Source organism: Azospirillum sp. CT11-132 (genome assembly GCF_047302835.1).
Lineage (GTDB): Bacteria > Pseudomonadota > Alphaproteobacteria > Azospirillales > Azospirillaceae > Azospirillum.
The window spans coordinates 172,470-197,500 of the sequence record NZ_JBGLZA010000006.1; the positions used below are offsets into that span (position 1 = coordinate 172,470).

The 25,031-nt window shown below is 69.0% G+C and carries 17 protein-coding genes; 12 read left to right on the forward strand and 5 right to left on the reverse strand.

All coding sequences use genetic code 11. The features are described from left to right. The first annotated feature begins 51 nt into the window (after positions 1-51). The 8 genes from ACCD06_RS24785 (at position 52) to ACCD06_RS24820 (ending at position 14,019) form a co-directional block, all read left to right on the forward strand. On the forward strand, positions 52-2,352 hold the full coding sequence (locus ACCD06_RS24785; RefSeq protein ID WP_413344229.1) for a glycosyltransferase: 2,301 nt from the start codon (positions 52-54) through the stop codon (positions 2,350-2,352). Then, a complete protein-coding gene (locus ACCD06_RS24790; protein WP_413344231.1) occupies positions 2,349-3,176 on the forward strand; it encodes a class I SAM-dependent methyltransferase in 828 nt (275 codons plus the stop codon). Before ACCD06_RS24785 ends, ACCD06_RS24790 begins: the two co-directional genes overlap by 4 nt. Continuing rightward, a complete protein-coding gene (locus tag ACCD06_RS24795) occupies positions 3,173-4,579 on the forward strand; it encodes a glycosyltransferase family 4 protein (RefSeq protein ID WP_413344234.1) in 1,407 nt (468 codons plus the stop codon). The genes ACCD06_RS24790 and ACCD06_RS24795 overlap by 4 nt, the downstream gene beginning before the upstream one ends. Further along, positions 4,576-6,771, forward strand: a complete 2,196-nt coding sequence (locus ACCD06_RS24800; RefSeq protein WP_413344236.1) for a hypothetical protein — start codon at positions 4,576-4,578, stop codon at positions 6,769-6,771. The genes ACCD06_RS24795 and ACCD06_RS24800 overlap by 4 nt, the downstream gene beginning before the upstream one ends. Positions 6,772-6,925: 154 nt before the next feature. Then, positions 6,926-8,239 carry a glycosyltransferase family 4 protein gene (locus ACCD06_RS24805; protein WP_413344238.1) on the forward strand — a complete coding sequence of 438 codons (1,314 nt, stop codon included), beginning with the start codon at positions 6,926-6,928 and terminating at the stop codon, positions 8,237-8,239. Between the two features lie 197 nt (positions 8,240-8,436). Beyond that, complete coding sequence (locus ACCD06_RS24810) at positions 8,437-9,624, forward strand: polysaccharide pyruvyl transferase family protein (RefSeq protein ID WP_136703767.1); 1,188 nt, start codon at positions 8,437-8,439, stop codon at positions 9,622-9,624. A gap of 42 nt (positions 9,625-9,666) precedes the next feature. Then, complete coding sequence (locus ACCD06_RS24815) at positions 9,667-10,461, forward strand: hypothetical protein (RefSeq protein WP_413344240.1); 795 nt, start codon at positions 9,667-9,669, stop codon at positions 10,459-10,461. 138 nt (positions 10,462-10,599) lie between these two features. Further along, complete coding sequence (locus ACCD06_RS24820; protein ID WP_413344242.1) at positions 10,600-14,019, forward strand: DEAD/DEAH box helicase; 3,420 nt, start codon at positions 10,600-10,602, stop codon at positions 14,017-14,019. Between the two features lie 6 nt (positions 14,020-14,025). Here the strand turns inward: ACCD06_RS24820 and ACCD06_RS24825 are convergent, their stop codons facing one another. The 4 genes from ACCD06_RS24825 to ACCD06_RS24840 form a co-directional block, all read right to left on the reverse strand. After that, positions 14,026-15,267 carry a hypothetical protein gene (locus tag ACCD06_RS24825; RefSeq protein WP_413344244.1) on the reverse strand — a complete coding sequence of 414 codons (1,242 nt, stop codon included), beginning with the start codon at positions 15,265-15,267 and terminating at the stop codon, positions 14,026-14,028. Positions 15,268-15,270: 3 nt separating this feature from the next. After that, positions 15,271-16,830 carry a glycosyltransferase gene (locus ACCD06_RS24830; RefSeq protein ID WP_413344245.1) on the reverse strand — a complete coding sequence of 520 codons (1,560 nt, stop codon included), beginning with the start codon at positions 16,828-16,830 and terminating at the stop codon, positions 15,271-15,273. A gap of 61 nt (positions 16,831-16,891) precedes the next feature. After that, the gene (locus ACCD06_RS24835) at positions 16,892-18,697 is read right to left on the reverse strand and encodes a hypothetical protein (protein WP_413344247.1); all 1,806 of its coding nucleotides are present in this window, start codon (positions 18,695-18,697) and stop codon (positions 16,892-16,894) included. A 15-nt stretch (positions 18,698-18,712) separates the two neighbouring features. Continuing rightward, positions 18,713-18,928 carry a hypothetical protein gene (locus ACCD06_RS24840; RefSeq protein WP_136703772.1) on the reverse strand — a complete coding sequence of 72 codons (216 nt, stop codon included), beginning with the start codon at positions 18,926-18,928 and terminating at the stop codon, positions 18,713-18,715. 237 nt (positions 18,929-19,165) lie between these two features. Here ACCD06_RS24840 and ACCD06_RS24845 point away from each other — a divergent pair, with 237 nt between their 5' ends. The 4 genes from ACCD06_RS24845 to ACCD06_RS24860 are packed head-to-tail and all read left to right on the forward strand — an operon-like array spanning position 19,166 to position 23,022. After that, on the forward strand, positions 19,166-20,173 hold the full coding sequence (locus ACCD06_RS24845) for a sulfate ABC transporter substrate-binding protein (protein ID WP_413344249.1): 1,008 nt from the start codon (positions 19,166-19,168) through the stop codon (positions 20,171-20,173). Between the two features lie 3 nt (positions 20,174-20,176). Continuing rightward, positions 20,177-21,079 carry a sulfate ABC transporter permease subunit CysT gene (cysT, locus tag ACCD06_RS24850; protein WP_413344251.1) on the forward strand — a complete coding sequence of 301 codons (903 nt, stop codon included), beginning with the start codon at positions 20,177-20,179 and terminating at the stop codon, positions 21,077-21,079. Beyond that, on the forward strand, positions 21,069-21,956 hold the full coding sequence (cysW, locus tag ACCD06_RS24855) for a sulfate ABC transporter permease subunit CysW (protein ID WP_413344253.1): 888 nt from the start codon (positions 21,069-21,071) through the stop codon (positions 21,954-21,956). The genes cysT and cysW overlap by 11 nt, the downstream gene beginning before the upstream one ends. Before the next feature lie 28 nt (positions 21,957-21,984). Next, entirely contained in the window at positions 21,985-23,022 is a 1,038-nt protein-coding gene (locus ACCD06_RS24860) for a sulfate/molybdate ABC transporter ATP-binding protein (RefSeq protein WP_109075735.1), read from the forward strand. A gap of 5 nt (positions 23,023-23,027) precedes the next feature. On the opposite strand, the gene ACCD06_RS24865 is transcribed toward ACCD06_RS24860, so the two are convergent. After that, positions 23,028-24,725: a monovalent cation:proton antiporter-2 (CPA2) family protein gene (locus tag ACCD06_RS24865; RefSeq protein ID WP_413344255.1), complete on the reverse strand. Its 1,698-nt coding sequence runs from the start codon at positions 24,723-24,725 to the stop codon at positions 23,028-23,030. Positions 24,726-25,031: the final 306 nt, after the last annotated feature.

The following is a 25,031-nucleotide window of genomic DNA, read 5'->3' on the forward strand; positions in this document are numbered from 1 at the left end:
AGTTCGCCTTTACGACTTTCAAATCCATCGACGCTGCCGGAATCCCAATCAATGACCGTCATCGCCGTCCTGCCGAATTCGGTGTCGATCGCCCCCGCCCAACGTCTGGCGCTGGGCCGCCGCTTCCTCCTCGTCTCCTGGACGATGGACGGGAAGGCGGACGGCACGACCGACCCTGTCGGTTCGATCACGCCGAGCGTCGACGGCGAGCCGGTGCGTCCGCCCTTCACCACGCTGACCGTCGAGACCGGCTGGGGCGGGCGGCGTGCTTTGTCGATCCTGCCGGCACCGCGTGACCCGCGGATGCCCATCCACTTCATCGCCAACAACCGCGTGATCGCCGAGCTTCGCACCGAATCCGGCGCCGCCGATCTGGATCCCACCGGGCTGCTCGGCAGTCTGGACGGTACGGCCCGGCTGCGGGTGTTGCGCTTCCTGTTCGACTTTGCCTGCTCCACTCCGGCCCTTCGCCGCGATGCGGCCTTCGCAGCATTGTGCCGCCGGCTGGTGCTGGACCGTGCAGTGGAGCCGGCCGATCTGGCGGTCCGCGCGACGGCGGGCGGTGGACTTCTGCTGTGTGCCGGCGCGCTGTCCGGTCGCTTCGGCGCCATCAGCGGTCTGGTCGTGCTGTCGCCGAACGGGCTGGCGCGGGCGCCCTTCGATGTCTGCGTCGGTGCCGATCCGGCGGGGAAGGGGCGCATCGCCTTCGACCTGCTGATCGACCGTGGGCTGTGCGCGCCGGGCAACCTGCTGGTGGTGCTGGGCGCCAACGGCGTCGCCTGCCGCCGCTTCCCCGAGGAGCCGGTCGGCCTGCCGACCCTGACCGACCGGCTGAACGCCCGTCCCGACACGCCGGCCACCCTTCGCCATTATCTGTTGACCAGCCTTGCCCAACGCGGCCGAAGCGATGCGTCCGCCGCATCGGCGGTCAGCGAGCTGCAGGCGCTGGCCCCGTTGCCGCGCCGGCAGGCCGCCGACGCCAAGCGGCCGATCGGCGCCTCGCTCGACCTTGCGGTTCCCACCTCGGACGGTGGGCTGTTCCTCGCCGGCTGGCTGCATGATCCGCATGGTCTGGCGTCGGAGTTGGTGGTGCGCACTCCCTTCGGCGGCGAACGCCGTGTGGAGCGCTTCGGCAACCGCTTCCCGCGTGAGGATGTGGCCAAGCTCTACGGCATCACGGGCGCTGGCGTCATCGACCGCAGCGGCTTCGTCCTGCATCTGCCCGGCAATCCGGAACCGGCGGAGGCGCTTCAGGTGACGGCGGAGCTTCGGCTGGCGTCGGGTGGCGCCCTGCGCCTCGTCCCGCCGCCGCGGCCGCGCGCCCATGCCGACGCCCGTGCCTCCGTGCTGGGCAGCCTGCCGCCGCGCTTCGCCACGCCGGAGTTGCTGGAGACCGTCATCGGCCCGGCCGTCGCCCCGCTGCACGCCGCCCATCTCGCCACCCGTGGCGAACCGGAACTGGTCGTCTATGGCGAGCGCAAGGCCAAACCCGCGGTGTCGGTGATCATCCCGCTCTACCGCACGCTGGAGTTCCTGCGCTTCCAGATATCCAGCTTCGCCACCGACCCGGCGATGGCCGATGCCGAACTGGTCTTCGTGCTCGACAGCCCGGAGCAGCGCGACGAGGTGGTGCATCTGCTGCGCGGCTTCCACGGCCTCTACGGGCTGCCGATGCTGCTGCTGGTGCAGAGCGCCAATTACGGTTATTCCGCCGCCAACAACGCCGGCGTCGCGGTCGCCCGCGGCAACCGCCTGCTGTTCCTGAACTCCGACGTGGTGCCCGACCGCGCCGGCTGGCTGCCGCAGTTGATCGCGGCGCTGGAGGAGCGTCCCGGCATCGGCGCCATCGGGCCGAAGCTGCTGTTCGACGACGACAGTCTCCAACATGCCGGCCTCTATTTCGACCGCGACCTGCAGGGCGCCTGGTACAACCATCATTACTTCAAGGGCCTGCCGCGCGACTTCGCCGCCGCCTGCCGTCCGCGGTCGGTGCCCGGCGTTACCGGCGCCTGCCTGCTGACCACGCGCGCCGCTTTCACCGCAGCCGGCGGCTTCTGCGAAGACTACATCATCGGCGACTTCGAGGATTCGGACCTGTGCCTGCGCATCCGCGGCCAGGGTCTCGACATCCGCTATGCCCCGTCGGTCGAGCTGTACCATCTGGAGCGCCGCTCCATCGGCCGGCACCAGGGCTACACCCGCGGGGTCGCCTCCGAATACAACCGCTGGCTCCATGGCCGCCGCTGGGCCGACCGCATGGACGAACTGATGGCGCGCGACTGGTGCGCCGACGACGAGGTGCGGCCCTCCAAGGCTGGCCACACCCGCAAGACAGCACAGGTGACTCGATGAACGCGATCGTGCCGACTCCGCAGCTTGCCGTCCTGCGCCGCCAGACCGATCCGCGGCTGGAATGGCTCTGCGCCCAGATCGCGCGCAACCGCTTCCTGCCGGTGCCGCCGCCCGAACTGCATTTCATCGGCGACGGCGATTTCCGCGCCATCGGGGCGGAGTTCCTGCGCCATTTCGTCCGGCTGGGCGGCCTGCGTCCCGACCACAAGGTGCTGGAGATCGGCTGCGGCGTCGGCCGCATGGCGCTGCCACTGACCCAGTATCTGGACTCGTCCTACGATGGCATCGACATCGTGCTGGACGGCATCCGCTGGTGCGCCTCGACCATCACGCCGGCCTATCCGGAGTTCCGCTTCCACCATCTCGATGTCGCCAACGGCCTCTACAATCCCGATGGCCGGATCGAGGGGGAAACGGCGACGCTGCCCTTCAAGGCGGGTGCTTACGATTTCGTCATCCTGACCTCCGTCATCACCCACCTGCGCACGGCCGACACCGAGCGCTATGCGGCGGAGATCGCGCGGATGCTGAAGCCGGGCGGGCGCTGCTTCCTCAGCCTGTTCCTGGCGGACGCCACCGCGCGCGCCGGCATCGCCAAGGGCACCGCGCGCCCGCCTTTCCGCGATGCGCCGGGCGTTGAGCTGCTGGCTGATCCCGAGCATCCCAACGCCGCCGTCGCCTATGACGAGGAGTTCCTGCTCGGCCGCTTCGCCGCCCATGGCCTGCGTCCTGCCCGCGCCGTGATGCGCGGCCATTGGAGCGGCCAGCGCGAAGCCGAGAATTTCCAGGACCTGCTGGTTCTGGAGAAGGCGACCGCGCCATGAGCCGCCGCCGCCTTCCATTGGTCCCGGCCAACCACACGGCGGCCGGTCCCGCCCCGCGCCAGCCGGCGCGTCCGCTGGTGGCTGCCCGGCCGCCGCGGGTGCTGCTGATTGCGCACAATCACCCGAGCCTTCATCCCGGCGGCACGGAGATCTTCGCGCACGAGCTGTTCGGCGGCCTGAAGGCGGCGGGGGCCGAGTGCCTGTTCCTGGCCTGCACCAACGACACCCACCGCGCGCCGCGTCCCGGCACCGGCTTCCAGACGCTGGGCCGCAGCGCCGACGAAGTGCTGCTGTGGGCGGGTCACTTCGACCATTTCCACCAAAGCCAGATCGACCTGCACGGGCTGGTTCCCGACCTGTCCAACCTGCTGCGCGCCTTTCGGCCGGACGTCGTGCATGTGCATCACACGCTTCTGCTGGGCGTGGAGATGCTGTTCCTGATCCGCCGCGTCTGCCCGGACGCGAAGATCGTCTATACGCTGCACGATTATTATCCGATCTGCGCCAATGACGGGCAGATGGTCACCCCGCCGCGCGGCGAAGGCGGAGCACGTGCGCTTTGCAGCAAGGCGTCGCCGGATGCCTGTCACCGCTGCTTCCCCGACCGGCCGGCCGACCAGTTCCTGCTGCGCGAGAAGCACATCAAGGCGATGTTCGGGCTTGTCGACCGCTTCCTGGCGCCCAGCCGCTTCCTGCGCGACCGCTATGTCGCCTGGGGCCTCGATCCCGCCCGGATCGAGGTGATGGCGAACAGCCGCCCCTCGGTGGAGCCGGCCCCGGCGCGCGACCTCGCCCCCGGTGCGGTGCGCGACGCCTTCGCCTATTTCGGCAATTTGAACCCGTTCAAGGGCGTCACCGTGGCGCTCGACGCCGTCGCCCGCATGGCGTGGCAGGGCCTTTCCCCGTCGCTTGCCGTCCATGGCGGCAGCCTCTATCAGGCGCCGGAGTTCCGCCAGCGGGTGGCCGACGGCTTCGAGGCGACGCGCGGCCTCGCCTCCGCCCACGGTCCCTACCGGCCGCAGGAGATGCCGGCGCTGATGGCTGCCGCCGACTGGGTGGTGATGCCATCGATCTGGTGGGAGAACGCGCCGCTTGTGATCCAGGAGGCCTTCCAGCACCGCCGCCCGGTCATCGTCAGCGGCATCGGCGGCATGGCGGAGGCTGTGCGCGACGGCGTCGACGGCCTGCATGTCCGCCCCAACGACCCCGCCGACCTCGCCCGTGTCATGACCCGCGCGATGACCGACCCCGACCTGTGGGAACGCCTGTCGGCCAACATCCCCGCCGTCCGCCCGACGGAGGAGGCCGCGTCGCTCCACCTCGCGCTTTACGGCGAACTTCTGTCCCCAACATCCGCCACTCTCGCACCCGCAGCTCTTATCCAGGGGAATCGCACCCGATGAAGGACCGCAGCACCAAGGCCGACATCACCGCCGCCGTCCTCTTGGACGAGGACACGCTGATGCTGTTCGGCGCCATCGACCAGCCCCTGCCGGTCGACAGCGTCGTGATGCTGGACGGCATGATCGACGGGCGTTTCCGTGGCGGCTGCTGGACCGACGGGGCGGGGGAGCGCTGGTTCCTGGGCGTCATCCGTGTCACCGGACTGTCCCACATGCGCCCGTCCCGCATCGAGATTGAGGATGCCCACGGCAAGCACCTGCTGCTGCCGCGCCTGTCCAACGTCCGCACCAACCCGGCCCATCTGGTCGCGGCATTGCGCGAGGTGCAGCCGCAGTCGCTCGGCGTGGCGCTGGACGTCGCCGTGACCCTGCTCTCCGGCCCGGAGATGGGCGAGGGCGAGGCGGGGGACGGCGACCGCCGCACCCGCCTGCTGTCCGGTCTGGCGCAGGAGGCCTCCCGCCCCGATGGCTTCGCCGAGGTGCTGGGACGCTTCCGCGACGGTGCGCTGATGGTGCAGGGCTGGTCGCACGGCTTTCCGGCCGGCACTGCTCCTGTGCTGGTCGAGGCCGACGATCTGCGCCCCCATGCCAGCGCCGCCGCGCCCTTCCACCGTCCCGACCTGCCCGACGATGCCTCCGGCCTGCTGACCGTTCTGGAAGGCCCGGTCGCCGCGCCGGACACCATTCGCCGCATCCATTTCCGCGCCGCCGACGGCTGGCGCCATCTGGCGATTTTCGAGCACCGGCAGTTGTTGGCCGATGGCGTCGCCTCCGCCCATGCCCGCGACATGCTGGGCCAATTGCAGGGCGATGCCGCCCGCCGCGGTGTCGCCGCCGCCATCGCCGCCCGTTACAATGGGGTGGAGACGGTGTCTCAGATCCAGGCGCCGGTGCGCATGGGGCTGGACATGGCGGTGCGGGTTCCGGGGGCCGGGCTGTTCGTCTGCGGCTGGCTGCTTGACCCCACCCAGGCGGTCCGCGCGGTGACGGTAAAGGGCGCCGGCGTGACGGCGCGGCTGGACACCGATTGGTCGCGGCTGTCCCGCAAGGACGTGTCCGACGCCTTCGCCCACGACCCGCTGTTCGCCGGCCGCTTGGCTCCGGGCAACGACTCCCACGGCTTCACCGCCTTCGCCCGCGAGCCGGCCGGCATCGCCGCCGACGCCGAATTCCATCTGGAACTGACGCTGGCCGACGGCATCGCCTTCCTGCCGCTGCCCTGCCAGCCGCCGAGCGGTGATGCACTGCGCCGCATGCTGGGGGCGGTCAATCCCGACAGCCCCTCCATCGACCGCGTCGTCGCCACCCACCTGGGGCCGATGCTGCGCACCGCGGCGGCGTCGCAGGCGGCTCCGTCCTCCGTCCTGCACCCGATGGGCCGCGCCCTGAAGAGCCCGCGCGTGTCGGTGGTCCTGCCGGTCTGCGACGGGCGCGAGGATGTCGACCTGAACCTCGCCCGCATGGCGAACGACCCGGACTTCGCCGAAGCGGAGATCCTGGTGGTCGCCGGTGCCGGCACGCATGAGCGGCTGGCCGGCATGGTCCGGCAGGCCGCCGGCTTCTATCGTCTCTCGGTCGGCTTCGTCGCCGCACCCGGCGCCGCCGATCCGTTCGAGGCGGTCGCAGCGGCCCTGCCGCATGTCCGCGCCGACCGCGTCCTGCTGCTCTCCCCGTCGGTTCTGCCGACCGAGCGCGGCTGGCTGTCGGCGCTGGAGCGTGCGATCCGCAAGCCGAACGCCGTCGGCTCCGCCGCGCTGGCGCCGGTGATGGCCAGCCCGACCCTGCTGTATGAGGACCATTCGGTCCGCTTCGCCGGCATCGTCGCGGTGGAAGGTCCGGGCGGCATGGTCACCTACGAGCGCCGCTTCGCCGGCTACCCGCGCGACTGGTTGAAGGAGCAGGAGGCGTCGGCGGTCGATGCCGCCTCGGCCGACTGCGCGCTGCTGCCGCGCGAACTGCTGGTCCGCGCGATGGCCGACGGAGGCCGCTATCTCGGGCCGGAGCCGAAGGGACTGGACCTGTGCCTGCGGGTGCGGGCGGCCGGCGGCTCTTGCCTGTGGCTGCCGAAGGTTCGATTGGTGGCCGTCGACGAACAGTCCCGCACTGCCCGCGACCCCAGGCTGGAGCGCATGAGCGCGCTGGTCGACGAATGGAGCTTCGCGGAGCGCTGGAAGGCGTCGATCGCGGCCTGAGTTATTGCCCCCACCCTAACCCTCCCCCGCTTCGCAGGGGAGGGAACTCCGCCGCCCTTGCACTAAACTCCCTCCCCCGCCCAGCGGGGGAGGGTCGGGGTGGGGGCAAGCGACACAACCACTTCTCCCCCAGCCTCGGACAAACGGTCACACGATGAGCAAGACCAAGCGCGCGCTGATCATCAGCCATGGCCACCCCTCCTTCTCGCTGGGCGGGGGTGAGGTCGCCTCCTACAACCTGCACAACGGCCTGCACGACCTGCCGGGCTGGGAAAGCCATTATCTGGCCCGCGTGGCGCCGCCCATCGCCCAGCATCGCGGCTCCGCCCTGATGGCTCTGCGCCAGAAGGAGCGGGAGGTGCTGTATTACGCCAACGACTACGACCATTTCCGCCTGTCCAACCGCAACCTGCCGGGGCTGGAGAAGGACTTCGTCCGCTATGTCCGCGACCTGCAGCCGGACGTGGTGAACTTCCACCACTTCCTCGGGCTGGGGATCGAGACCATCCAGGCGGTGCGCCAGGCGCTGCCGCGCGTGCCCATCGTGGTGACGCTGCATGAATACCTGTCGATCTGCCACCACCACGGCCAGATGGTGAAGACCAGCCGCAACACGTTGTGCTACCGCGCCAGCCCGGCCGACTGCGCCGGCTGCTTCCCCCACATCGGCGAGGCCGAGTTCTTCAAGCGCGAGCTGTTCCTGAAGACCTTCCTCGAACAGGCCGACTTCTACATCAGCCCGTCGAACTTCCTGATCGACCGCTATGTCGATTGGGGACTGCCGCGCGAGAAGTTCCGCATGATCGAGAACGGCCTGACCATCGAGGGCATCGCCCCGCCGCGTCCGGTCACCCGCGCCGGCAAGCGCAACCGCTTCGCCTTCTTCGGCCAGCTGACCGAGTTCAAGGGCGCCCATCTGCTGGTGGAGGCGGTGTCGCGTATCTCCGACAAGGCCTGGGGCGAGGACGGCGCGCTGATGATTTTCGGCGGCAACCTGGAACGCCAGCCGGAAGCCTATCAGAAGCGCTTCAACGATGCGGTGGAGAAGGCCGGCGACCGGGTGCGCTTTTACGGCAGCTACCGCTCTGCCGAGCTGCCGGGTCTGATGAAGGACGTCGATTGGATGATCATCCCGTCGATCTGGTGGGAGAACTCCCCCGTCGTCATCCAGGAGGCCTTCCTGCATGGCCGCCCGATCATCGCCAGCAACATCGGCGGCATGGCGGAGAAGGTGACCCACGGCGTCGACGGCCTGCATTTCCGCAACGGCAGCGTCGAGGATCTGGTGGACCGCATGACGGAGGCGCTGACCACGCCCGACCTGTGGGACCGCCTGCGCCTGCGCATCCGCCGCCCAATCGACCGCGCTGAATGCGCCCGTCAGCACTCTGAGGTGTTCGACGCCCTGCTGGCCGCCGGCGGCGCCGCGCCCTCGATGCCTGAGCGCGCGGTGGCGCAGCGGGCGTGATAAGGAAAAGTTGGAATGCGCTGTGATATTTTCGAATATCGAGAAGATTCCATTCTACAGAGCGCCGAACATATTGGTAATGTTGGATCGAAAACCGCAGGGCCTATAGCATAGTCCCAGTGCAAAGATTCGATTTAGCCCGGCGGTGATCCGGGCAATATCCGCCCCTATTATCGCCCAACCCAGGGAGAGCCGCCGTGGCCAACATCCTCGTCATGATTCCGTCGGGCGAAGTCTACGATCACGACTGCGTGCGTTGGTACAGCTACCAGGACATTCAGCGCAGCATCGACCACTATCACAACATCGGTGACGCGTTCGTCTTCGACTCGTCGTTGAAGCTGCTGACCTACGACAAGCTGGATGTTCTGGAGATCCGCGAGTTCCGGCAGGAGGTCGTCGACCGGATCAATGCGGAATACGACTACGTCTTCCTGCGCGGCAGCAACTACATCCACGATTCGATGGACTGGCCGGCGGCGACCATCCAGGTGCTGGCGAAGCTGCGCATTCCCGTTATCGCCTTCGGCGTCGGCGCCCAGGCGCCGGCCACCGGCAGGCTGACGCTGACCGAGGAAAGCAAGCGCATCTGGCGGATGATCGCCGACAAGTCGACGACGCTGGGCGTTCGCGGCACCTACACCGCCGAAGTGCTGTGGGACCTGGGCATCAAGAACACCCGCATCGTCGGCTGCCCGACCGCCTTCCGCAACCGCGACCCGGAACTGCGCATCGACCTGCCGGCGCTCGACAGCGTGCGCAAGGTCGGCATCACCATGCGCCGCGAGGTCTCCAAGCATTATTCGCCGGACGTGCGCAAGTATCTGGAGCGCCACCGCGACTTCGTGAAGGACATCTCCCGCCGCTTCGACACCGTGCTGATGATGCAGGGCGAGGTGGAGGAGAAGAAGCTGCTGTGGGGCACCGAGGAGCAGAAGGCGGAGGCCTGGACGCACCTGCATGACAGCGCCTGGCTGAAGCAATGGTATTTCGACGACGAGATGGACGCGCTGTACCGTGAGCGTCTGTGGTACTCGGACGTCGTCGCCGACTATGAGAACCTCGTGCGGTCGAAGGACCTCGTGCTGGGCTATCGCCTGCACGGCAATCTGATGGCGCTGTCGAACGCCACGCCGTCGGTCTACTTCAGCTATGACAGCCGCACGGCGGAGTTCGCGGAGACCTTCGCGATCCCCTGCTACAACGTCTATTCGGACAAGCCGTTCGTCCTTGAGGAATATTGGGACCAGAGCCTGTTCGAGAAGTTCAACCGCACCTACTACCAGCGCTACCGCGACATGCGGGAATTCCTGGACGAGAACTACGTCCCCCACCGCATGCCCAGCCACACCCTGCGCCGCGCCACCGACCGCAAGGCGGCGTAAGCGAAAACGCACTCTCCAGCCTAACAACCGGAAGCCGGTCCCATGTCCGCCACCGCCAAGATCGTCGAGCTTCGCGAGACCACCCCCGTGGCCGATCCCATCGACGCACCGCAAGCGGCGGCCATCGTCGGCCACATCGACGCCCTGCAGGGTGGCCGGGTGTTCGGCTGGGCCTGGGACGGCAACCATCCGGCCGACCGGCTGGAGGTCGAACTGCGGCTGGAGCGGGACGGCGGTCCGCCGGAAATGCTGGCGCGGGTGGCGGCCGACCGGCCGCGGCCCGATCTCGTCGGCGGCGGCATCGGCGACGGTGCCCATGCCTTCGAGGCGGAGGTGACCTTGCCGGAGGGGGCGGACCCCTCGCGGGTGGTGGCGGTGGTGCGCTCGCCCTCCACCGGCGAGACCGCGACCTTCGCCCAGCCGAACCCGGAGGACCAGCGGCTCGACCGGCTGCTGGCGCCGCATCTGCAGCGCATCGGCGAGCGGATCGACGCGGTCCGCCGCGACCAGCGCCAGCTTGCCGCCGCCCAGCAGACCATCGGCCGAATGCTGCGCGATGCGGGCGAGGGGGTGACGGGGCTGCGGGCCGATGTTTCCCGTCTGGAAACGGCCCAGGGCGAACGGTCCGACTCCCTCGCCGACTCTCTGCGCGAACTGACGGAGCGGGTCAGCGGGCTGGAAGTGTTCCTGATGCGGATGGACCAGAGCCTGCGCGGCCTGGACAGCGCATCGGCGGAAATGACGGGCGGAGCGGGCTGGTCGCCGCTGCTGACCGTGCTGGGGTCGACGGCCGGCGCCTTCCTGGCGGTTCTGGTCGGCTGGCTGGTGCTGCACTGAACCGGAAAGTTCCGCTAGACTGAAGGGTAGGCAACCGGGGGGGACCCGGCGGTGTTGAACCTCCGCAGCCCCGCCGTCCCTCCTCCCGAGGGGTGCGCGGAGCCAACGACCGGAGCCTGCCCACCATGTACGCCTATCATGCTTGACGGAGTCCCCGTCGCCGATCCGTCGCCCGACGCGCCGACCCCGGTTCCGGCGTCGTCTCCCGCCACAGTATCCGTGCAGAGCGAAGGCGAACTTGCCATTCGGCTGGCCGCGCTCGCCCGCCGGCCGGGCGGTATCCTGCTGCTCGCCCGCAGCGACGCGCGCGCCACCCGGCTGGCACGGCTGGTGGGCGACCTGTTCCCCGATCTCGACACCGTCCTGCTTCCGATCGACGAAACCGCGGCCGGTGACCGTGCCGCGCCATCGCGGGCCGTGCTGGGCCGCCGTGCCGCCGGCCTGATGCGGCTTGCCGACGGGGGGAAGCCCACCGCCGGCCGGCTGGTGGTGGCCTCGGCCGATCTGGCTCTGCAACGGCTGCCGCCGCAAGACGCCTGGGCGGGCGGATGTTTCCGCCTGACGCGGGGCATGGCCTTTGACGAGACGGTGTGGCGCGGCTGGTTCGCCCGGACCGGCTATGTGCTGGACGACCGGGTGGACGAGCCCGGCGAGGTGGCGATCCGCGGCGCGGTGGTGGAGGTCTTCCCCGGCGACTGCGACCGCCCCGTCCGTTGCGACATCGCCGACGGTATCGTGCGCGACCTGCGCCTCTACGACCCGGTGTCCCAGCGCTCGGTGGAGTCGATCGACGAGCTTACGCTGGGCCCGGTCACCGACCTGATCGTCGGGCCCGAGATGCTCGACCGGCTGGCTGCAAGCCTTGCCGGACTTGGGTCCGCGCTGCCGGATGGTCTGCGGCGACAGTTGGAGGAGGGGCGGCGACCCTACGGCTTCGATCTTCAGCTTCCCAACGTCTTCGACGATTGCCCGCTGCTGCTCGACCTGCTGCCGGATGCGCTGATCGTGCTGGATGCCGGCGCGCGCGACCGCATCGAGGCGCGGGCTGACGATCTGACGGAAGCCGGACTGGACCGGCGCATCCGCCGTGACGATCCCTGCCTGCTACCGGTCCCGGCACTGGAACGCCGGCTGATCGACGCCGATGCGTTGGAGGAGAAACTGGCGGCCCGCTCCGTGCGGCCGGTCGAGGTGAAGGCCGTTCCCCCTGTGGAGCCGGCGCGCACCGAACGCACGCTGCTGCGGCGTGCGGCCGCCCTGATCGGCGAGGGCAGGGCCGTGCTGCTCGCCGCCCGCTCCGGCGCGGGTTCGGGCGAGGCCGACCGATTGGCGGAGCGGGCATCTTCGCTGTTGGGGCGTCCGGTGCCGTGTCTGGACCGCTGGCCCGACCCGCCTCTGGCGGCGGGCGACTGCGCCGTGTTGCCACTGCGGACCGTCGACGGCTTCGTCTGCGATGGCATGACGGTGCTGGTGGCGCCGCGCCATGGAGAGGATCGCGGCGCGGAGGCGGCGACCCGGCCGCCGCTGGCCCCGTCGGAACTGGCGACCGGCGACTTCGTCGTGCATCTCGACTACGGCATCGGTCGGCTGATCGGGCTGGAGACCGTTCCATCCGGCGACGGTGAGGATTCGGCTGCCGATTTCCTGGTGCTGGATTACGCCCATGACGACCGGCTGCTGGTGCCGACCGCCGACTTCGACCGGCTGTGGCGCCATGGCTCCGCCGACACCGGCGCCAGGCTCGACAGCCTGAAGAACGCCCATTGGCTGGAACGCCGCGCCGTGCTGGAGGCGGAGATCGCCGAGACAGCCAAGGGCATCCTGCGCGAGGCTCGCCGCCGCGCCCGCGAAGTGGCTCCGGTCATCGACCCGTCGGCCGACCGCATGCGTCGTTTCGGCGCCCGCTTCGGCTTCGACCCCACCGAGGGGCAGCGGCGCGCCGTACAAGCCGTGCTCGACGCCATGCAGCAGGGCCATCCGATGGACCATCTGGTCTGCGCCGATGTCGGGTACGGCAAGACCGAGGTGGCCTTGCGTGCCGCGGCGGCGGTGGCCTTTGCCGGCCATCAGGTGGCGGTGATGGCTCCGACCTCGGTTCTCGCCCGCCAGCATCTGGATGTGTTCCGCCGCCGCTTCGCCGGCTTCGGCGTGACGGTGGAGCCGTTGACCGGCGCCATGGCCAAGCCCGAGGCCGACCGGGTGCGCGCCGGGCTGGCCGACGGATCGGTGGACATCGTCATCGGCACCCATGCGCTGCTGTCCAAGGATGTCCGGTTCGACCGGCTCGGCCTGATGGTGGTGGATGAGGAACAGCGCTTCGGCGCCGCCCAGAAGCAGGCGCTGAAGCGGCGCACCAAGGGCGTCCACAGTCTGGCGCTCAGCGCCACGCCGATCCCCCGCACCCTGCAAGGTGCCTTGGCGGGCCTGCGCGGGCTCAGCATCATCGACACGCCACCGGCCCGCCGCCGGCCGGTGCGCACCGCCGTCACTCCGCGCGACCCCGCCACCGCCCGCGCCGCCCTGCTGCGCGAATTGGGCCGTGGCGGGCAGGCCTTCTGCGTTGCTCCGCGCATCGCCGACCTCGGCGAACTGGAGGCGTGGATCCGCGAACTGGCGCCGTCGGCCCGCATCGCGGTGGCGCATGGCCGGCTGGGGGCGGCGGCGCCGGACGATGCGGTGATGGGCTTCGTCGATGGCGAGAGCGACATCCTGCTGGCGACGCCGATCATCGAATCCGGCATCGACATCCCGCGCGCCAACACGCTGCTGCTGTTCCGCCCCGACCTGTTCGGGTTGGGCCAGCTGCACCAGCTGCGCGGCCGGGTCGGGCGGGGGGCGGTGCAGGGCTACGCCTATCTGCTGACCGATCCCGACCACCCGCTGGAGGAGCGGGCGGCCCGCCGGCTCGGCTCGCTGGAGGTGATCGAGAGTTTGGGCGGCGGCTTCGTGCTGAGCATGCTCGACCTCGACCAGCGCGGGGCGGGCGACCTGCTGGGCGAGGACCAGAGCGGCCATCTGCGCGCGGTGGGGACCGAACTTTACCAGCGCATCCTGGCCGACTCCCTGCGGACGCTGCGCCGCCAGCCCGATGACCGCTGGGACCCGGAGGTGACGGTCGCTGTGCCGCATTGCATCCCGTCCGCCTACATCCCGGAGGAGGAGCTGCGCATCGGCCTGCACCGCCGCATCGCCCGCACCCGCGAGGCGGGCGAGTTGGACGCCCTGCGCGAGGAGATGGAGGACCGCTTCGGCCCGCTGCCGGACCCGGTGGAGCGGCTGCTGGCCATCGCCGACCTGCGCTGCCGTTGCCGGGCATTGGGCATCGCGTCGCTTGGCTGCGGCCCGGCTGGCGTCGCCGTCACCCTGCGGGGCGACCGCGCCGCGGCCAAGGCGGCGACGTTGGCGAAACGCTCCAAGGGCTTCCTGCGCGCCCAGAACGATCGGCTGTCCGCCGCGCTGGAGGCGCCGGACGCCGACGGGCGTCTCACCAACGCGGCCCGCGTGCTCGACTGCATCGAGGCGATCGTCCGCAAGGCGCAGCGGCGAAAGCGGGGATAGGCTCGGTCAGCCGCAGGCGCGTGTGATGACCCGCGGCAGGATGGCGGTCAGTGCCAGGGCGTCGAAGCAATGCTCCAGATACGCCGACCGCAGCCTCGCGCGGCGGTCGGCGTCGCCCCTCAATGCGGAGAGGAGGCGCACGGCGTCGTCCTCACCGGTGAAGGTCAGCTCATCTTCATATGGACCGAACAGCAGGGCGGTGTCGGCGTGGCGCCAGCTCACCAGCAGCCCGTTCCGTTTGACGATCTCCAGCGTCCTCGGGAAGATCACCGTGTCGTAGGCGAGGCTGCCGAAATCCAGGCAGGCCGCCGCGGTGGGGTAGGCGTTGCGCGGCGCCGCCGACACCGGACCGGCTTCGAGGCCGAACCGCTCCCACCCATTGCCCCACAGCGAGAATCCCTCGCCGAAGCCACGGCGCAGGGCGCTGGCGAAGCGGTGCCGGTTCTCCACCGCGAAGGCGATGGTGAAGGCCCGGTTGAACTCCAGGGTCCAGGCTGGATCCGCCGCCCGGTCCGCCAGCCCGCAGCAATCCATGGCCTGCAGCCGGTGCAGCATCGGCCGTTCCATCATCGCCGCGGCCACCGCCTCCGCATCGCGCCGGATTGCCGGGGAAACCGGGTCGCGCCCGGACTCCAGATGCTCCGGCCAACCCTGCCCCAGATAGAGGAAACGGTCGCGCACCGATGCTTCGGCATCGGCCCCGGCATCGGAGTGCCCCTTCATCGCGGCATAGGGGTGGCGCCGCAGCCCGGGCGTGTCCTGCGCCATCCAGCGCTTGTACAGGTCGACCGAGCCGTCTGCTGCCGGAGCAGTGCAGATCGAGCGATGAACCCCCAGCGGCTCGTGGAAGACCCGGCTCAGTCCCAGGCGGACGGCCTGCTCCGCCGAACCCTGGCACATGCACCACATGGAAACGTCGTTGTCGGCCATCCAGCGGTCGGCGTCGCGGATCTGCTCCGCGGTGCCGGCGCCGATCTCCTCCAGCGGGTGCTTCAGGCAGATGTGGACGATGGCCGGCCCCTTGCCCGGCTGGCCGCCGAACTGTGCGATGTAGGCGCGCAGCATCTCCACCGTCGGCCTGGGAATCTCGAACAGATTCAGCACGAACAGGACGTCGATGCGGCGGTCGATCACATCCTGCGAGATGTCGGGCAGCGCCAGCACGGACTCGTGCCCCAGATCGACCAGGGCGGCGTGGATCGACCACAGGATTTCCGATGTGCCCTGTCCGCAGAGCAGGAAGCGCATGCGCTATCTCCGCGCCGCGAACAGGCCGGTCGCCTCGGCCATGTAGGCGGAGAGCTGCGCGTTGTCGGCGCCTTCCCGCTCCACCGCGGCGATGCGGGCGCGGGCCTGCTGCCGCGCTTCGGCAAGCAGCGCCGGATCGCCGGCCAGGGCGGCGGCACGGGCGACGAAGGCCGCGTCGTCGGCCACCAGGAAGGAGGGGCCGGCCACGCTGGCGACGTCTCCACCGTCGAAGGACAGCACCGGCACGCCGCCCGCCATCGCCTGCGCCGCCCCCGCTCCGCCGCCGGTGCGGCGCGGATTGACGAACAGATCGCAGACCGACATCAGCGCCTCCATCCGGTCGACATGGCCGAGGCTGCGCAGCTGCCCGGCATGCCCGTCCAGGGCCAGCCGTCCGGGCAAACTCTCCACCCCGCCGGCGAACAGCACCAGCGCCTGCGGCACGGCGTCCAGAATCCGCCCCAGCAGCTCCAGGAACGCGCCGTCAGCCTCGGCATCCAGGCGGTTGCCGACCACGACACAGACGAACGCGGAGTCCGGCAGAGAGAATTCGGCGCGCGTCGCGGTATCCCCGGTGCGGCGCAGCGACAGGCCGAAGCGCGACGGGCGCCAGGACCGGGCGAGCCGCCCATGGCCGGCCGGCGGCGCATGGCCGCCGAAATCAAGCACGATGTCGGCAAGCGAAACGATCCGCCCGCTGGTCGTCGGGATGCACATCAGCGGACGCGCGCATTCCAGCAGGTCGGCGACGATCACCGAGCCGCCGAAGGCGATCGCCAGATCGGGATCGAACGCCTCCACCGCCGACAGGAAACCGCCCAGCTTTTCCGCGGTGACACCGGGCGCGGTGGACGACAGCATGCGGATCCGTTCGCCGCCGCAGCGGATCGTCTGCTCCCCCGCCAGCCTCTCTTCCAACGCGGCGGCGAAGGGCGGGATGAAGGGGCTGTAATAGCGGTCCGGCATCATGTTGGTGTTGAGCACCAGAACCGTCCTGCCAAGGTCGCGCTGCAACCGCACCGCCAGCAGCAGCAGGTCGCGCGACGGCTGGTGTTCGGCTGACAGGAACTGGTTCGTCACGATGAGGACCCGTCCGGTCTCGGGCATCCCCGCCTGCCTTGCCGCCGGGCTCAGCCCCAGACGCAACGCGATCTGCCGCAGGAAGCGCTCGTAGAAGGCAAACAGGTGCTCCGTGACGAAATCGGGCACGGACGCCATGTCCATGCGCATCAGGAAAAGCTGGCGCTGCATGGACCAGTAGATCTGGTTGATCCCCTCCAGCGACGCCAGATCCAGTACGGCGTCCAGCATGTCCAGAATGCGCAGGTATCGCCGCAGGTCGCCGGACACGGCAGCCAGGGCCGATTCCCGCAGGATCGGGTCCAGGTTGGCGGTCGCGGCGTCCAGCGCCTCCATCGCCCCGGCATCGCCGCCCAGCCCTGTCGCCCTCGCGGCTTCGCAGCTTTCCGAAATCGCCTTCAAGGCCTCCCCGGTGCCGGCCGGACCGTGCAGCCGGGCGATCAGGTCGGTGAGCGTGGTGGCGTGGAGGTCGGAGGCATGCATCGTTCGAACGGTCCCGGTTGGCACGACGACCGCCGGCGGCGCCTCGACGGGCGGGACTCGGTCAGCATCCGTTTCCACCCATAGGAGTGACGCCATCGGGTGTCAACGTCATCATCCCCGCGTCCTCGAACGGCGAGCGGATTCGCAGCCACCGCTCCTCGTATCGACGTCGTTCGTTGGCTGCGGACGGGTCGCTGCCGGTGGCGAAGGTCCAATAACCGATTTGGAAGGCGATGTAGCAGGGAATGCAGAAGGCCAGCAGCCCGCGGTCGAGCGGCACGACCACTTCGACCAAGCGACACAGGCCCTCGGCCTGCGTGTCCGACAGGTCGAACTCCACGATGCCGCCGGCCACGTCCCAGGCGATGTCCTGGCAGCCGATCAGGTCATGGGCGAAGGCATGGTCCAGCGCATCGCTCTTCATCAGCCGTCCGTCGGACAGCCGCAGCCATTCCCAACGGTGCAGGCGGTTGTCGGTGACGACCCGGCGCAGGCCCGCTTCCAGTTCGGCCAGCCGGTCGGCCGTCCAGCATTCCAGCGCCTTGGCGGCGCCGTCGCCCAACGCTTCGCCGATGTTGGTGCGCGCCATCGTCAACAGTTCCGTCAGGGCGGCGCCCGACCCGGACGGAGCGAGAAAGCGTTTGGCGCGGAAGGCCAGATAGGCGGCGAGGCGCTCCACGGCATCCGGTGTCCCCTCCGTCAGCGGGCGTGCGTCCTCCAGCCAGCGTTCCGCAAGGAAGCCGTGGCGCAGCGCCGACGGCTCCGCGGTGAAGCCGGCCGCGTGAAGGGCGCGGGCGCGCTCCAGCGCCTGTTCCCCCGCACTACCCAGCCCGGCGAATTTCAGCAGCCATGATCCCGTGGCTGTGCGCAGCAGGAATTTGCGACGCTCCTGTTGCGGATTGGCCGGCAGTCCATTGCAACGGCCGTACAGCCGCCGCCAACCGCCTCCCGACAGATCCTCCAACGGTGCGACGGGTGGGCCGAGACTGTCCACGAACCATCGCTCCAGCGGCGGGAACGGCCTATCCATGGACCGGAACAGGTCGTCGAAGCCGACCACCGGGCGTACCGCCTCTGCCCATCGCTGCCGGTGGCGGTCGGAGGATTGCGGGCCAAGCTCGCCGCCATGGCCGGGCAGGAAGGCGATCCGGTCCGCCGCCACCCCCTGTGCCTCCAGCCAGTCGGCCACGGCGCCGAAGGAACTGCCCGACAGCCCCGGTCCTTCGTCCACGATGACATAGGCGGCCTCGGGACCCGCCAGCAAGGCGGCGCGCACTCTCTCCGACAGCCGCAGTTCCCGCCGGAAGGGATGGCCGATCGGCCGCAGCGTCACCGGCGGCGCCGCCTTCAGCGCAACCGCCGCCATCGCCGCCAGCCCGGTGCCGATGCTGCGCAGTCCGATCACCACCGGCGATTCGGCAAAGCGCGGCGGCAGACGCGCCGCCGCCTCCAGATAGGCTTCCGGGTAGAGGCTGTAGAAGGCATAGCCTTCGGCCCTGCGCGTGCCGATCGTCTCGGGCAGCGGCAGGGCGGCCAGCCGGTCGAGCGCGTCGAGAGTTTCGGCGGTGTCCGGTGGAACGGCCACCCGCCCGCCTAACAGCCAGGATGCGGCGACGCCGGCAGCAAGCTCCATCACCACCGCCATGGCCGCATCCTGCACGGGCGTGCGGTCATCCATGCCCGCTGCGTGGAATTCCCAATCGGCCAGCCCCTGCGCCAGTTCGGCCGCTTCGATGAACAGCGTCACCAGGGCGCCGTGCCGCTCCGGACCGGGGGCGGCCATGGCGCCGCCGGCAAGGCCGCACCGCAGCCTCGCGATCCGGCGGCGCGGGTCTTCGCAAACCTCCTGATCGCCATAGACCAGCATCGCCGCCGGCCACCGTTACCAGGTCGGGAAGAACAGCAGCAGCAGGGCCAGAACCGCAAGAATACCCAGAATGCTCCACATGGCGGGGCGCCCCATGCCCCGCGAGGTGCCGGCCTTCGGGAGTTCAGTGCCCACTTTCCGGAAAGGGCCAGCCATCGTGTTTGCTCCTGACAATGTCGATCTGTCGGTACTCAACAGGGCAAGACCGGCAAAGTTGCCGGTTCCGATCATGATCCCCCGTCAGACACGGGAATGGCCACGCCATGCCGAACGGAGTTCCCCCAGCCACTTTTCGCCGTAACGCCAACGGGTTGACGGCAGCGCGCGGTTTTCCCGCAGCCGGATGCAAAAAACCGCTTCCCAAGCACGCCGTCCGCATGCAAACTCTACGAGAGAGATAGAAAAAGCGCCGGATATACCACGAAAGAATATCGTGGAAATCGGCAGCCACCGAAGGAGGTCACTGCCATGTCGCTTCGTCGTCTCACTCTTCTCGCTGCCGGTCTGACGGTGGCTTGGCTGGGTGTCGCCGCCGCAGATTCCAAGGATACGCTGCTGAACGTGTCCTACGATCCAACCAGGGAATTTTACGTCGAGTTCAACAAGGCCTTTGCCAAGACCTGGCAGGCGGAAACCGGCCGGGTCCTGACCGTGCGTCAATCGCATGGTGGATCGGGTAAGCAGGCCCGCTCGGTCATCGACGGGCTGGACGCCGACATCGTGACCCTGGCGCTTGGCTATGACATCGACGCCATCGCCGACGCCGGCCTGCTGCCGAAGGACTGGCAGGGGCGTCTGCCGAACAACAGCTCCCCCTACACCTCGACCATCGTGTTCCTGGTGAAGAAGGGCAATCCGAAGGGGATCAAGGACTGGAACGATCTGGTGAAGCCGGGCGTCCAGGTCATCACCCCCAACCCGAAGACCTCGGGCGGCGCCCGCTGGAACTATCTGGCGGCCTGGGCCTATGCCATGCAGGCCAACGGCAACGACGAGGCGAAGGCCAAGGAATTCGTAGCGCAGTTGCTGAAGAACGTCCCGGTTCTGGACAGCGGCGCCCGCGGCGCCACTGTGACCTTCACCCAGCGTGAAATCGGCGACGTCCTGCTGGCCTGGGAGAACGAGGCCTATCTGTCGCTGCAGGAGTTCGGCGCCGACAAGTTCGAGATCGTGGTTCCCAGCCTGTCGATCCTCGCCGAACCACCGGTCGCCGTCGTCGACAAGGTCGTCGACCGTAAGGGAACCCGCAAGGTGGCGGAGGCTTATCTCCAGTTCCTCTACACCCGCGAAGGACAGGAGATCGCCGCCAAGAACTTCTACCGTCCACGGTCGCCGGAACTGGCGGCCCAGTATGCGGGACGCTTCGCCGATGTTAAGCTGGTTACCATCGACCAATTCGGGGGTTGGCGTGCCGCACAGCAGAAGCACTTCTCGGACGGTGGTGTCTTCGACCAGATCTTCCAGAAGGGCCGTTGACCCATGGTCGCCGCTGCCGACAGCGACACTGCTCTGGCGGGAAAGGGGCGCGCGGTGACGGTCCGCGCCACCGTTCCCCTCTTCCGGAAGCCCAGCGTCCTTCCCGGCTTCGGGCTGACGCTGGGCTTCACGGTCAGCTATCTCAGCGTCATCGTGCTGGTTCCGCTGGCGGCGCTGATCGTCAGGTCCAGCGGTCTCGGCTGGAGCGGTTTCTGGTCGGCGGTGACGACGCCGCGGGTGCTGGCTGCCTTCGAGGTCAGTTTCGGGCTGTCCTTCGCCGCCGCGCTGACCAATGCGATCTTCGGCTTCCTGGTCGCCTGGGTGCTGGTGCGCTACGACTTTCCCGGCAAGCGGCTGGTGGATGCGCTGGTCGATCTGCCATTCGCCCTGCCGACGGCGGTGGCCGGCATCGCGCTCAGCGCACTCTATGCCCCGAACGGCTGGCTGGGCAAGCCGTTGAACGAGCTGTTCGGTATGAAGGTCGCCTTCACCCCGCTCGGCATCGCCATCGCGTTGACCTTCATCGGGCTTCCCTTCGTCGTCCGCACCGTGCAGCCGATTCTCCAGGATCTGCCGCCGGAGGAGGAGGAGGCCGCAGCATCGCTCGGCGCGTCGCGTCTGCAGACCTTCGGCAGCGTCATCGTCCCGGCGATTCTGCCGGCCCTGGTGACCGGCTTCGCACTGTCCTTCGCCCGCGGTATCGGTGAATACGGCTCGGTCATCTTCATCGCCGGCAACATGCCGGGCCTGACCGAAATCCTGCCGCTGCTGATCGTCATCAAGCTGGAACAGTACGATTATGCGGGGGCAGCCGCGGTCGGCACCGCGATGCTGGGGGTGTCCTTCGTCATGCTCCTGATCCTCAATCTCCTCCAGCAATGGATGAGGTCACGCCATGCCCGCTGATACCAGCTTGACCGCCCCGGCCTCCGTGGTGGTGGCGCCCGCCCGGTCGGCGCTGACCGAACCGGCCTGGGTCCGCATCCTCCTGATCGGCGGTGCCCTGCTGTTCCTGGCGCTGTTCCTCCTGCTCCCCTTGGTGGCGGTGTTCGTCGAGGCTCTGCGCCACGGCTTCGACGCCTATTGGGCGGCGCTGACCGAACCGGACGCGGTCGCCGCCATCGAGCTGACGCTGATCGTCGCCGCCATTTCTGTGCCGGCCAACCTGCTGTTCGGCGTCGCCGCCTCCTGGTGCGTCGCCAAGTTCGATTTCCGCGGCAAGAACCTGCTGATCACGCTGATCGACCTGCCGTTCTCGGTGTCGCCGGTGATCTCGGGCCTGATCTATGTTTTGCTGTTCGGCCTGAACGGGCTGTTCGGCGCCCATCTGCGCGACATGGGCATCCAGATCATCTTCGCCGTGCCGGGGCTGGTGCTCGCCACCATCTTCGTCACCTTTCCCTTCGTGGCGCGCGAACTGATCCCGCTGATGCAGGAACAGGGCTCCGACGAGGAGGAGGCCGCGCTGGTGCTGGGCGCGTCCGGCTGGCAGACCTTCTGGCGGGTGACCATTCCCAACATCAAATGGGGCCTGCTCTACGGCGTGCTGCTGTGCAACGCCCGCGCAATGGGCGAGTTCGGCGCGGTGTCGGTCGTCTCCGGCCATATCCGGGGCGAGACCAACACGATGCCGCTGCATGTTGAGATTCTCTACAACGAATACAACTTCGTCGCCGCCTTCGCGGTCGCCTCGCTCCTGGCCATGCTGGCGTTGGTCACGCTGGTCGTGAAGACCGCGCTGGAGTGGCGCTTCGGGGACGAACTGGCGGCGACCCGGCACTGATCGCCGGCAGGCAGAGGAAACGCAATCCATGGCGATCCAGGTTTCAGGCATCACCAAGCGCTTCAACGACTTCACCGCGCTCGACTCCGTCGATCTGGAGGTGAGGTCGGGAGAGCTTCTGGCCCTGCTCGGCCCCTCCGGCTCGGGCAAGACCACGCTGCTTCGCATCATGGCCGGGCTTGAAAGCCCCGACGCCGGCGGCCTGCTGCTGAATGGGGAGGAGGCGCTGGGGCTGAAGCCTCGCGACCGGCAGGTCGGCTTCGTCTTCCAGCATTACGCCCTGTTCCGCCACATGACCGTGTTCGACAACGTCGCCTTCGGCCTGAAGGTTCGACCGCGGGGCCAACGCCCAAGCTCCGCCGAAATCCGGCGGCGGGTGACCGAACTGCTGGATCTGGTGCAGTTGTCGCCCTTCGCCGGCCGTTATCCGGCGCAGCTGTCGGGTGGCCAGCGCCAGCGCGTCGCGCTCGCCCGTGCGCTCGCCATCGAACCGAAGGTGCTGCTGCTCGACGAACCCTTCGGCGCGCTCGACGCCAAGGTCCGCAAGGAGTTGCGGCGCTGGCTGCGCAAGCTGCACGACGACATCCACGTCACCTCCGTCTTCGTCACCCACGACCAGGAGGAGGCGCTTGAACTTGCCGACCGCGTGGTGGTGATGAACCAGGGCCGGATCGAGCAGATCGGAACCCCGGCGGAGGTCTACGATCACCCGGCTTCCGCTTTCGTCTACGAGTTCCTCGGACAGGTGAACCGGCTCGACTGCACGGTGGACGGCGGCATCGCCCGCGTCGGCGGCGGCGCGCTCGCCATTGCGACCGAAGGCGGGGTGCAGGGGCCGGCGGTGGCCTATGTCCGCCCGCACGATCTCGGTATCACACCGGCCGCAGGGGGGCCGGCGCGCATTTCCGGCATCCATGTCGTCGGCCCGGACGCCCGCATCGACATCGACCTCGCCGGTCTGGTGCTGGAAGCCGAGATGGACCGCGAGCGCCTCGCCACGCTCGGCATCGTCGCCGGTGACCGCTGTGCCGTCCACATCGACCGGGCCCGGGTGTTCGCGCGGTAGGACCTTTATTCAGCCACTTTCTGCTCGGCCAAGGCGCGGTAATTGCCGTCCCGATAGGATTTCAGGCTGAGGTCGATGGCGGCGGATTCGACACCGGCGCTGCGCAGGACGAGACCGGCCAGTTGCAGGCTTGCCTCCATGGTCTCCGGCACGATGGCGCTGGCGCCGGCTCCTGTCAGGGTGGCGCTCTGTCCCAGATCATGGGCGCGGGCGATGATCGGCAGCTTCGGGGCAGTGGCATGGATCGCCTCCACCGCGCGGTGGGCGGCATCCGGTCGGTTCAGCGTGATGACGGCGGCCCGCGCCCGCTCGATCCCGGCGGCGCGCAGCACGGTTCCCTGGCTGGCGTCGCCGTAATAGACCGGCAGCCCGTCATGGCGGGCGGCGGCGATCCGCTGCGGCTCCAGGTCCAGCGCCACATAGGCGATGTTGTGCTCGGTCAGCAGCTTGGCGACCGCCTTGCCGACGCGGCCATAGCCGCAGATCAGCACATGGCTTTTCAGATCGCTGGTCTCGATCCCGAAGGCTTCGGCACCCATCCGCGCTTCGATCAATTGGGTGAGGCGTTGGGCGACCGCGCCGATCGCCGGCGTCACCGCCATGCTGAGCGCCACCGAGGACGACAGCAGCAGGCCGGTATGACCGTCCAGAACCGACAGTCCGACCGCCTTGCCGATCAGGACGAAGGCGAACTCGCCGCCCTGCGACAGCAGCAGTCCGATCCTGAGCGAGGTGGCCAGCCCAAGCCCCGACAGCCGGCACAGCACGAACAGCAGCAGGCTCTTGCCGACCAGCAGCGCGGCGGTCAGCGCCGCGATGGTCTCCGCCTCGGCGGCCATGGCTGGCAGGTCCAGCGACATGCCCACCGTCATGAAGAACAGCCCGAGCAGCAGCCCGCGGAACGGCTCGATATCCGCCTCCACCTGATGGCGATAGGCGGTGTCGGCCAGCAACATGCCGGCCAGGAAGGCACCCAGCGCCATTGACATGCCGGCCTCCGCCGTCAGCCAGCCGACCGCCAGGACCACGAACAGGTTGGTGGCGGTGAACAGCTCCGGATTGCCGGCCGACGCGATGAACCGATAAGCGGGCCGCACGACGAAGCGGCCCAGCAGCATGATGACCAGGATCGCCGCCACCGCCTTTGCCGCGGCGAGCGCCAGCGCCAGCGGAATGCTGGCATCCGGATCGGCCAGCAGCGGCAGCAGGGTCAGCAGTGGAACGACCGCGAGGTCCTGGAAGATCAGCACTGCAACGGAAATCCGGCCGAAGCGGGCGACCGTCTCGCCCCGTTCGACCAGCAGTTTCAGCACCGTGGCGGTGGAGGAGAAGGCCAGCATGCCGCCGACGATCAGGGCGGCCTCCGGCGACAGCCCGAGCCACCAGGCGGCAAGGCCGATGGCGGCGCTGGTCAGCCCGACCTGCATCAGTCCCAGCCCGAAGATGTAATGCCGCATGGCGCGCAGGCGCGAGACCGGCAATTCCAATCCGATGGCGAACAGCAGGAAGACGACGCCGAACTCTGACAGCACCTGGGGCACCGCCAGATCGACCACCGGCCCCGGAGTGTGCGGACCCAGCATCGCGCCCGCCACGAGATAGCCCAGCACCGCCGGAATGCGCAGGGCCTGGAACAGCGGGACCACCAGGATCGCGGCCAGCAGCAGGAACAGAACGTCGAGCAGAAGGGTAGGGTCGTGCATGGCCGGATCGGGAAAGGGCAGGAGCGCCCCTGTATCGTCTCCCGCTCGCCCGTCCCGCAAGTGCGATGGCGCAGGACGGCATCAAATTGCCGCCGGGGGTGCTCTGTTGGCGAGGCAGGAGGGGTACGGCAAATTTGCGAGACGGTGCATTTTGCACTGGACGAGCCTCAAGTGTCTGCGTATATACCCTGCCCTCGACCGGCGGCGGCCCTGCGGAAGCGAAGACGCTGGTGGTTGAGGCCCCGATGGATTGGGGCAGGGTCGTTTCCGCTCATTGCTCCGCCGACGCTTTGGTGGAGGGGCCGA

Coding starts and splice junctions, on each gene's coding strand:
- ACCD06_RS24785 (WP_413344229.1), top strand. CDS start 52: ATGACCGTCATCGCCGTCCTGCCGAATTCGGTGTCGATCGCCCCCGCC.
- ACCD06_RS24790 (WP_413344231.1), top strand. CDS start 2,349: ATGAACGCGATCGTGCCGACTCCGCAGCTTGCCGTCCTGCGCCGCCAG.
- ACCD06_RS24795 (WP_413344234.1), top strand. CDS start 3,173: ATGAGCCGCCGCCGCCTTCCATTGGTCCCGGCCAACCACACGGCGGCC.
- ACCD06_RS24800 (WP_413344236.1), top strand. CDS start 4,576: ATGAAGGACCGCAGCACCAAGGCCGACATCACCGCCGCCGTCCTCTTG.
- ACCD06_RS24805 (WP_413344238.1), top strand. CDS start 6,926: ATGAGCAAGACCAAGCGCGCGCTGATCATCAGCCATGGCCACCCCTCC.
- ACCD06_RS24815 (WP_413344240.1), top strand. CDS start 9,667: ATGTCCGCCACCGCCAAGATCGTCGAGCTTCGCGAGACCACCCCCGTG.
- ACCD06_RS24820 (WP_413344242.1), top strand. CDS start 10,600: ATGCTTGACGGAGTCCCCGTCGCCGATCCGTCGCCCGACGCGCCGACC.
- ACCD06_RS24825 (WP_413344244.1), bottom strand. CDS start 15,267: ATGCGCTTCCTGCTCTGCGGACAGGGCACATCGGAAATCCTGTGGTCG.
- ACCD06_RS24830 (WP_413344245.1), bottom strand. CDS start 16,830: ATGCATGCCTCCGACCTCCACGCCACCACGCTCACCGACCTGATCGCC.
- ACCD06_RS24835 (WP_413344247.1), bottom strand. CDS start 18,697: ATGCTGGTCTATGGCGATCAGGAGGTTTGCGAAGACCCGCGCCGCCGG.
- ACCD06_RS24840 (WP_136703772.1), bottom strand. CDS start 18,928: ATGATCGGAACCGGCAACTTTGCCGGTCTTGCCCTGTTGAGTACCGAC.
- ACCD06_RS24845 (WP_413344249.1), top strand. CDS start 19,166: ATGTCGCTTCGTCGTCTCACTCTTCTCGCTGCCGGTCTGACGGTGGCT.
- cysT (WP_413344251.1), top strand. CDS start 20,177: ATGGTCGCCGCTGCCGACAGCGACACTGCTCTGGCGGGAAAGGGGCGC.
- cysW (WP_413344253.1), top strand. CDS start 21,069: ATGCCCGCTGATACCAGCTTGACCGCCCCGGCCTCCGTGGTGGTGGCG.
- ACCD06_RS24860 (WP_109075735.1), top strand. CDS start 21,985: ATGGCGATCCAGGTTTCAGGCATCACCAAGCGCTTCAACGACTTCACC.
- ACCD06_RS24865 (WP_413344255.1), bottom strand. CDS start 24,725: ATGCACGACCCTACCCTTCTGCTCGACGTTCTGTTCCTGCTGCTGGCC.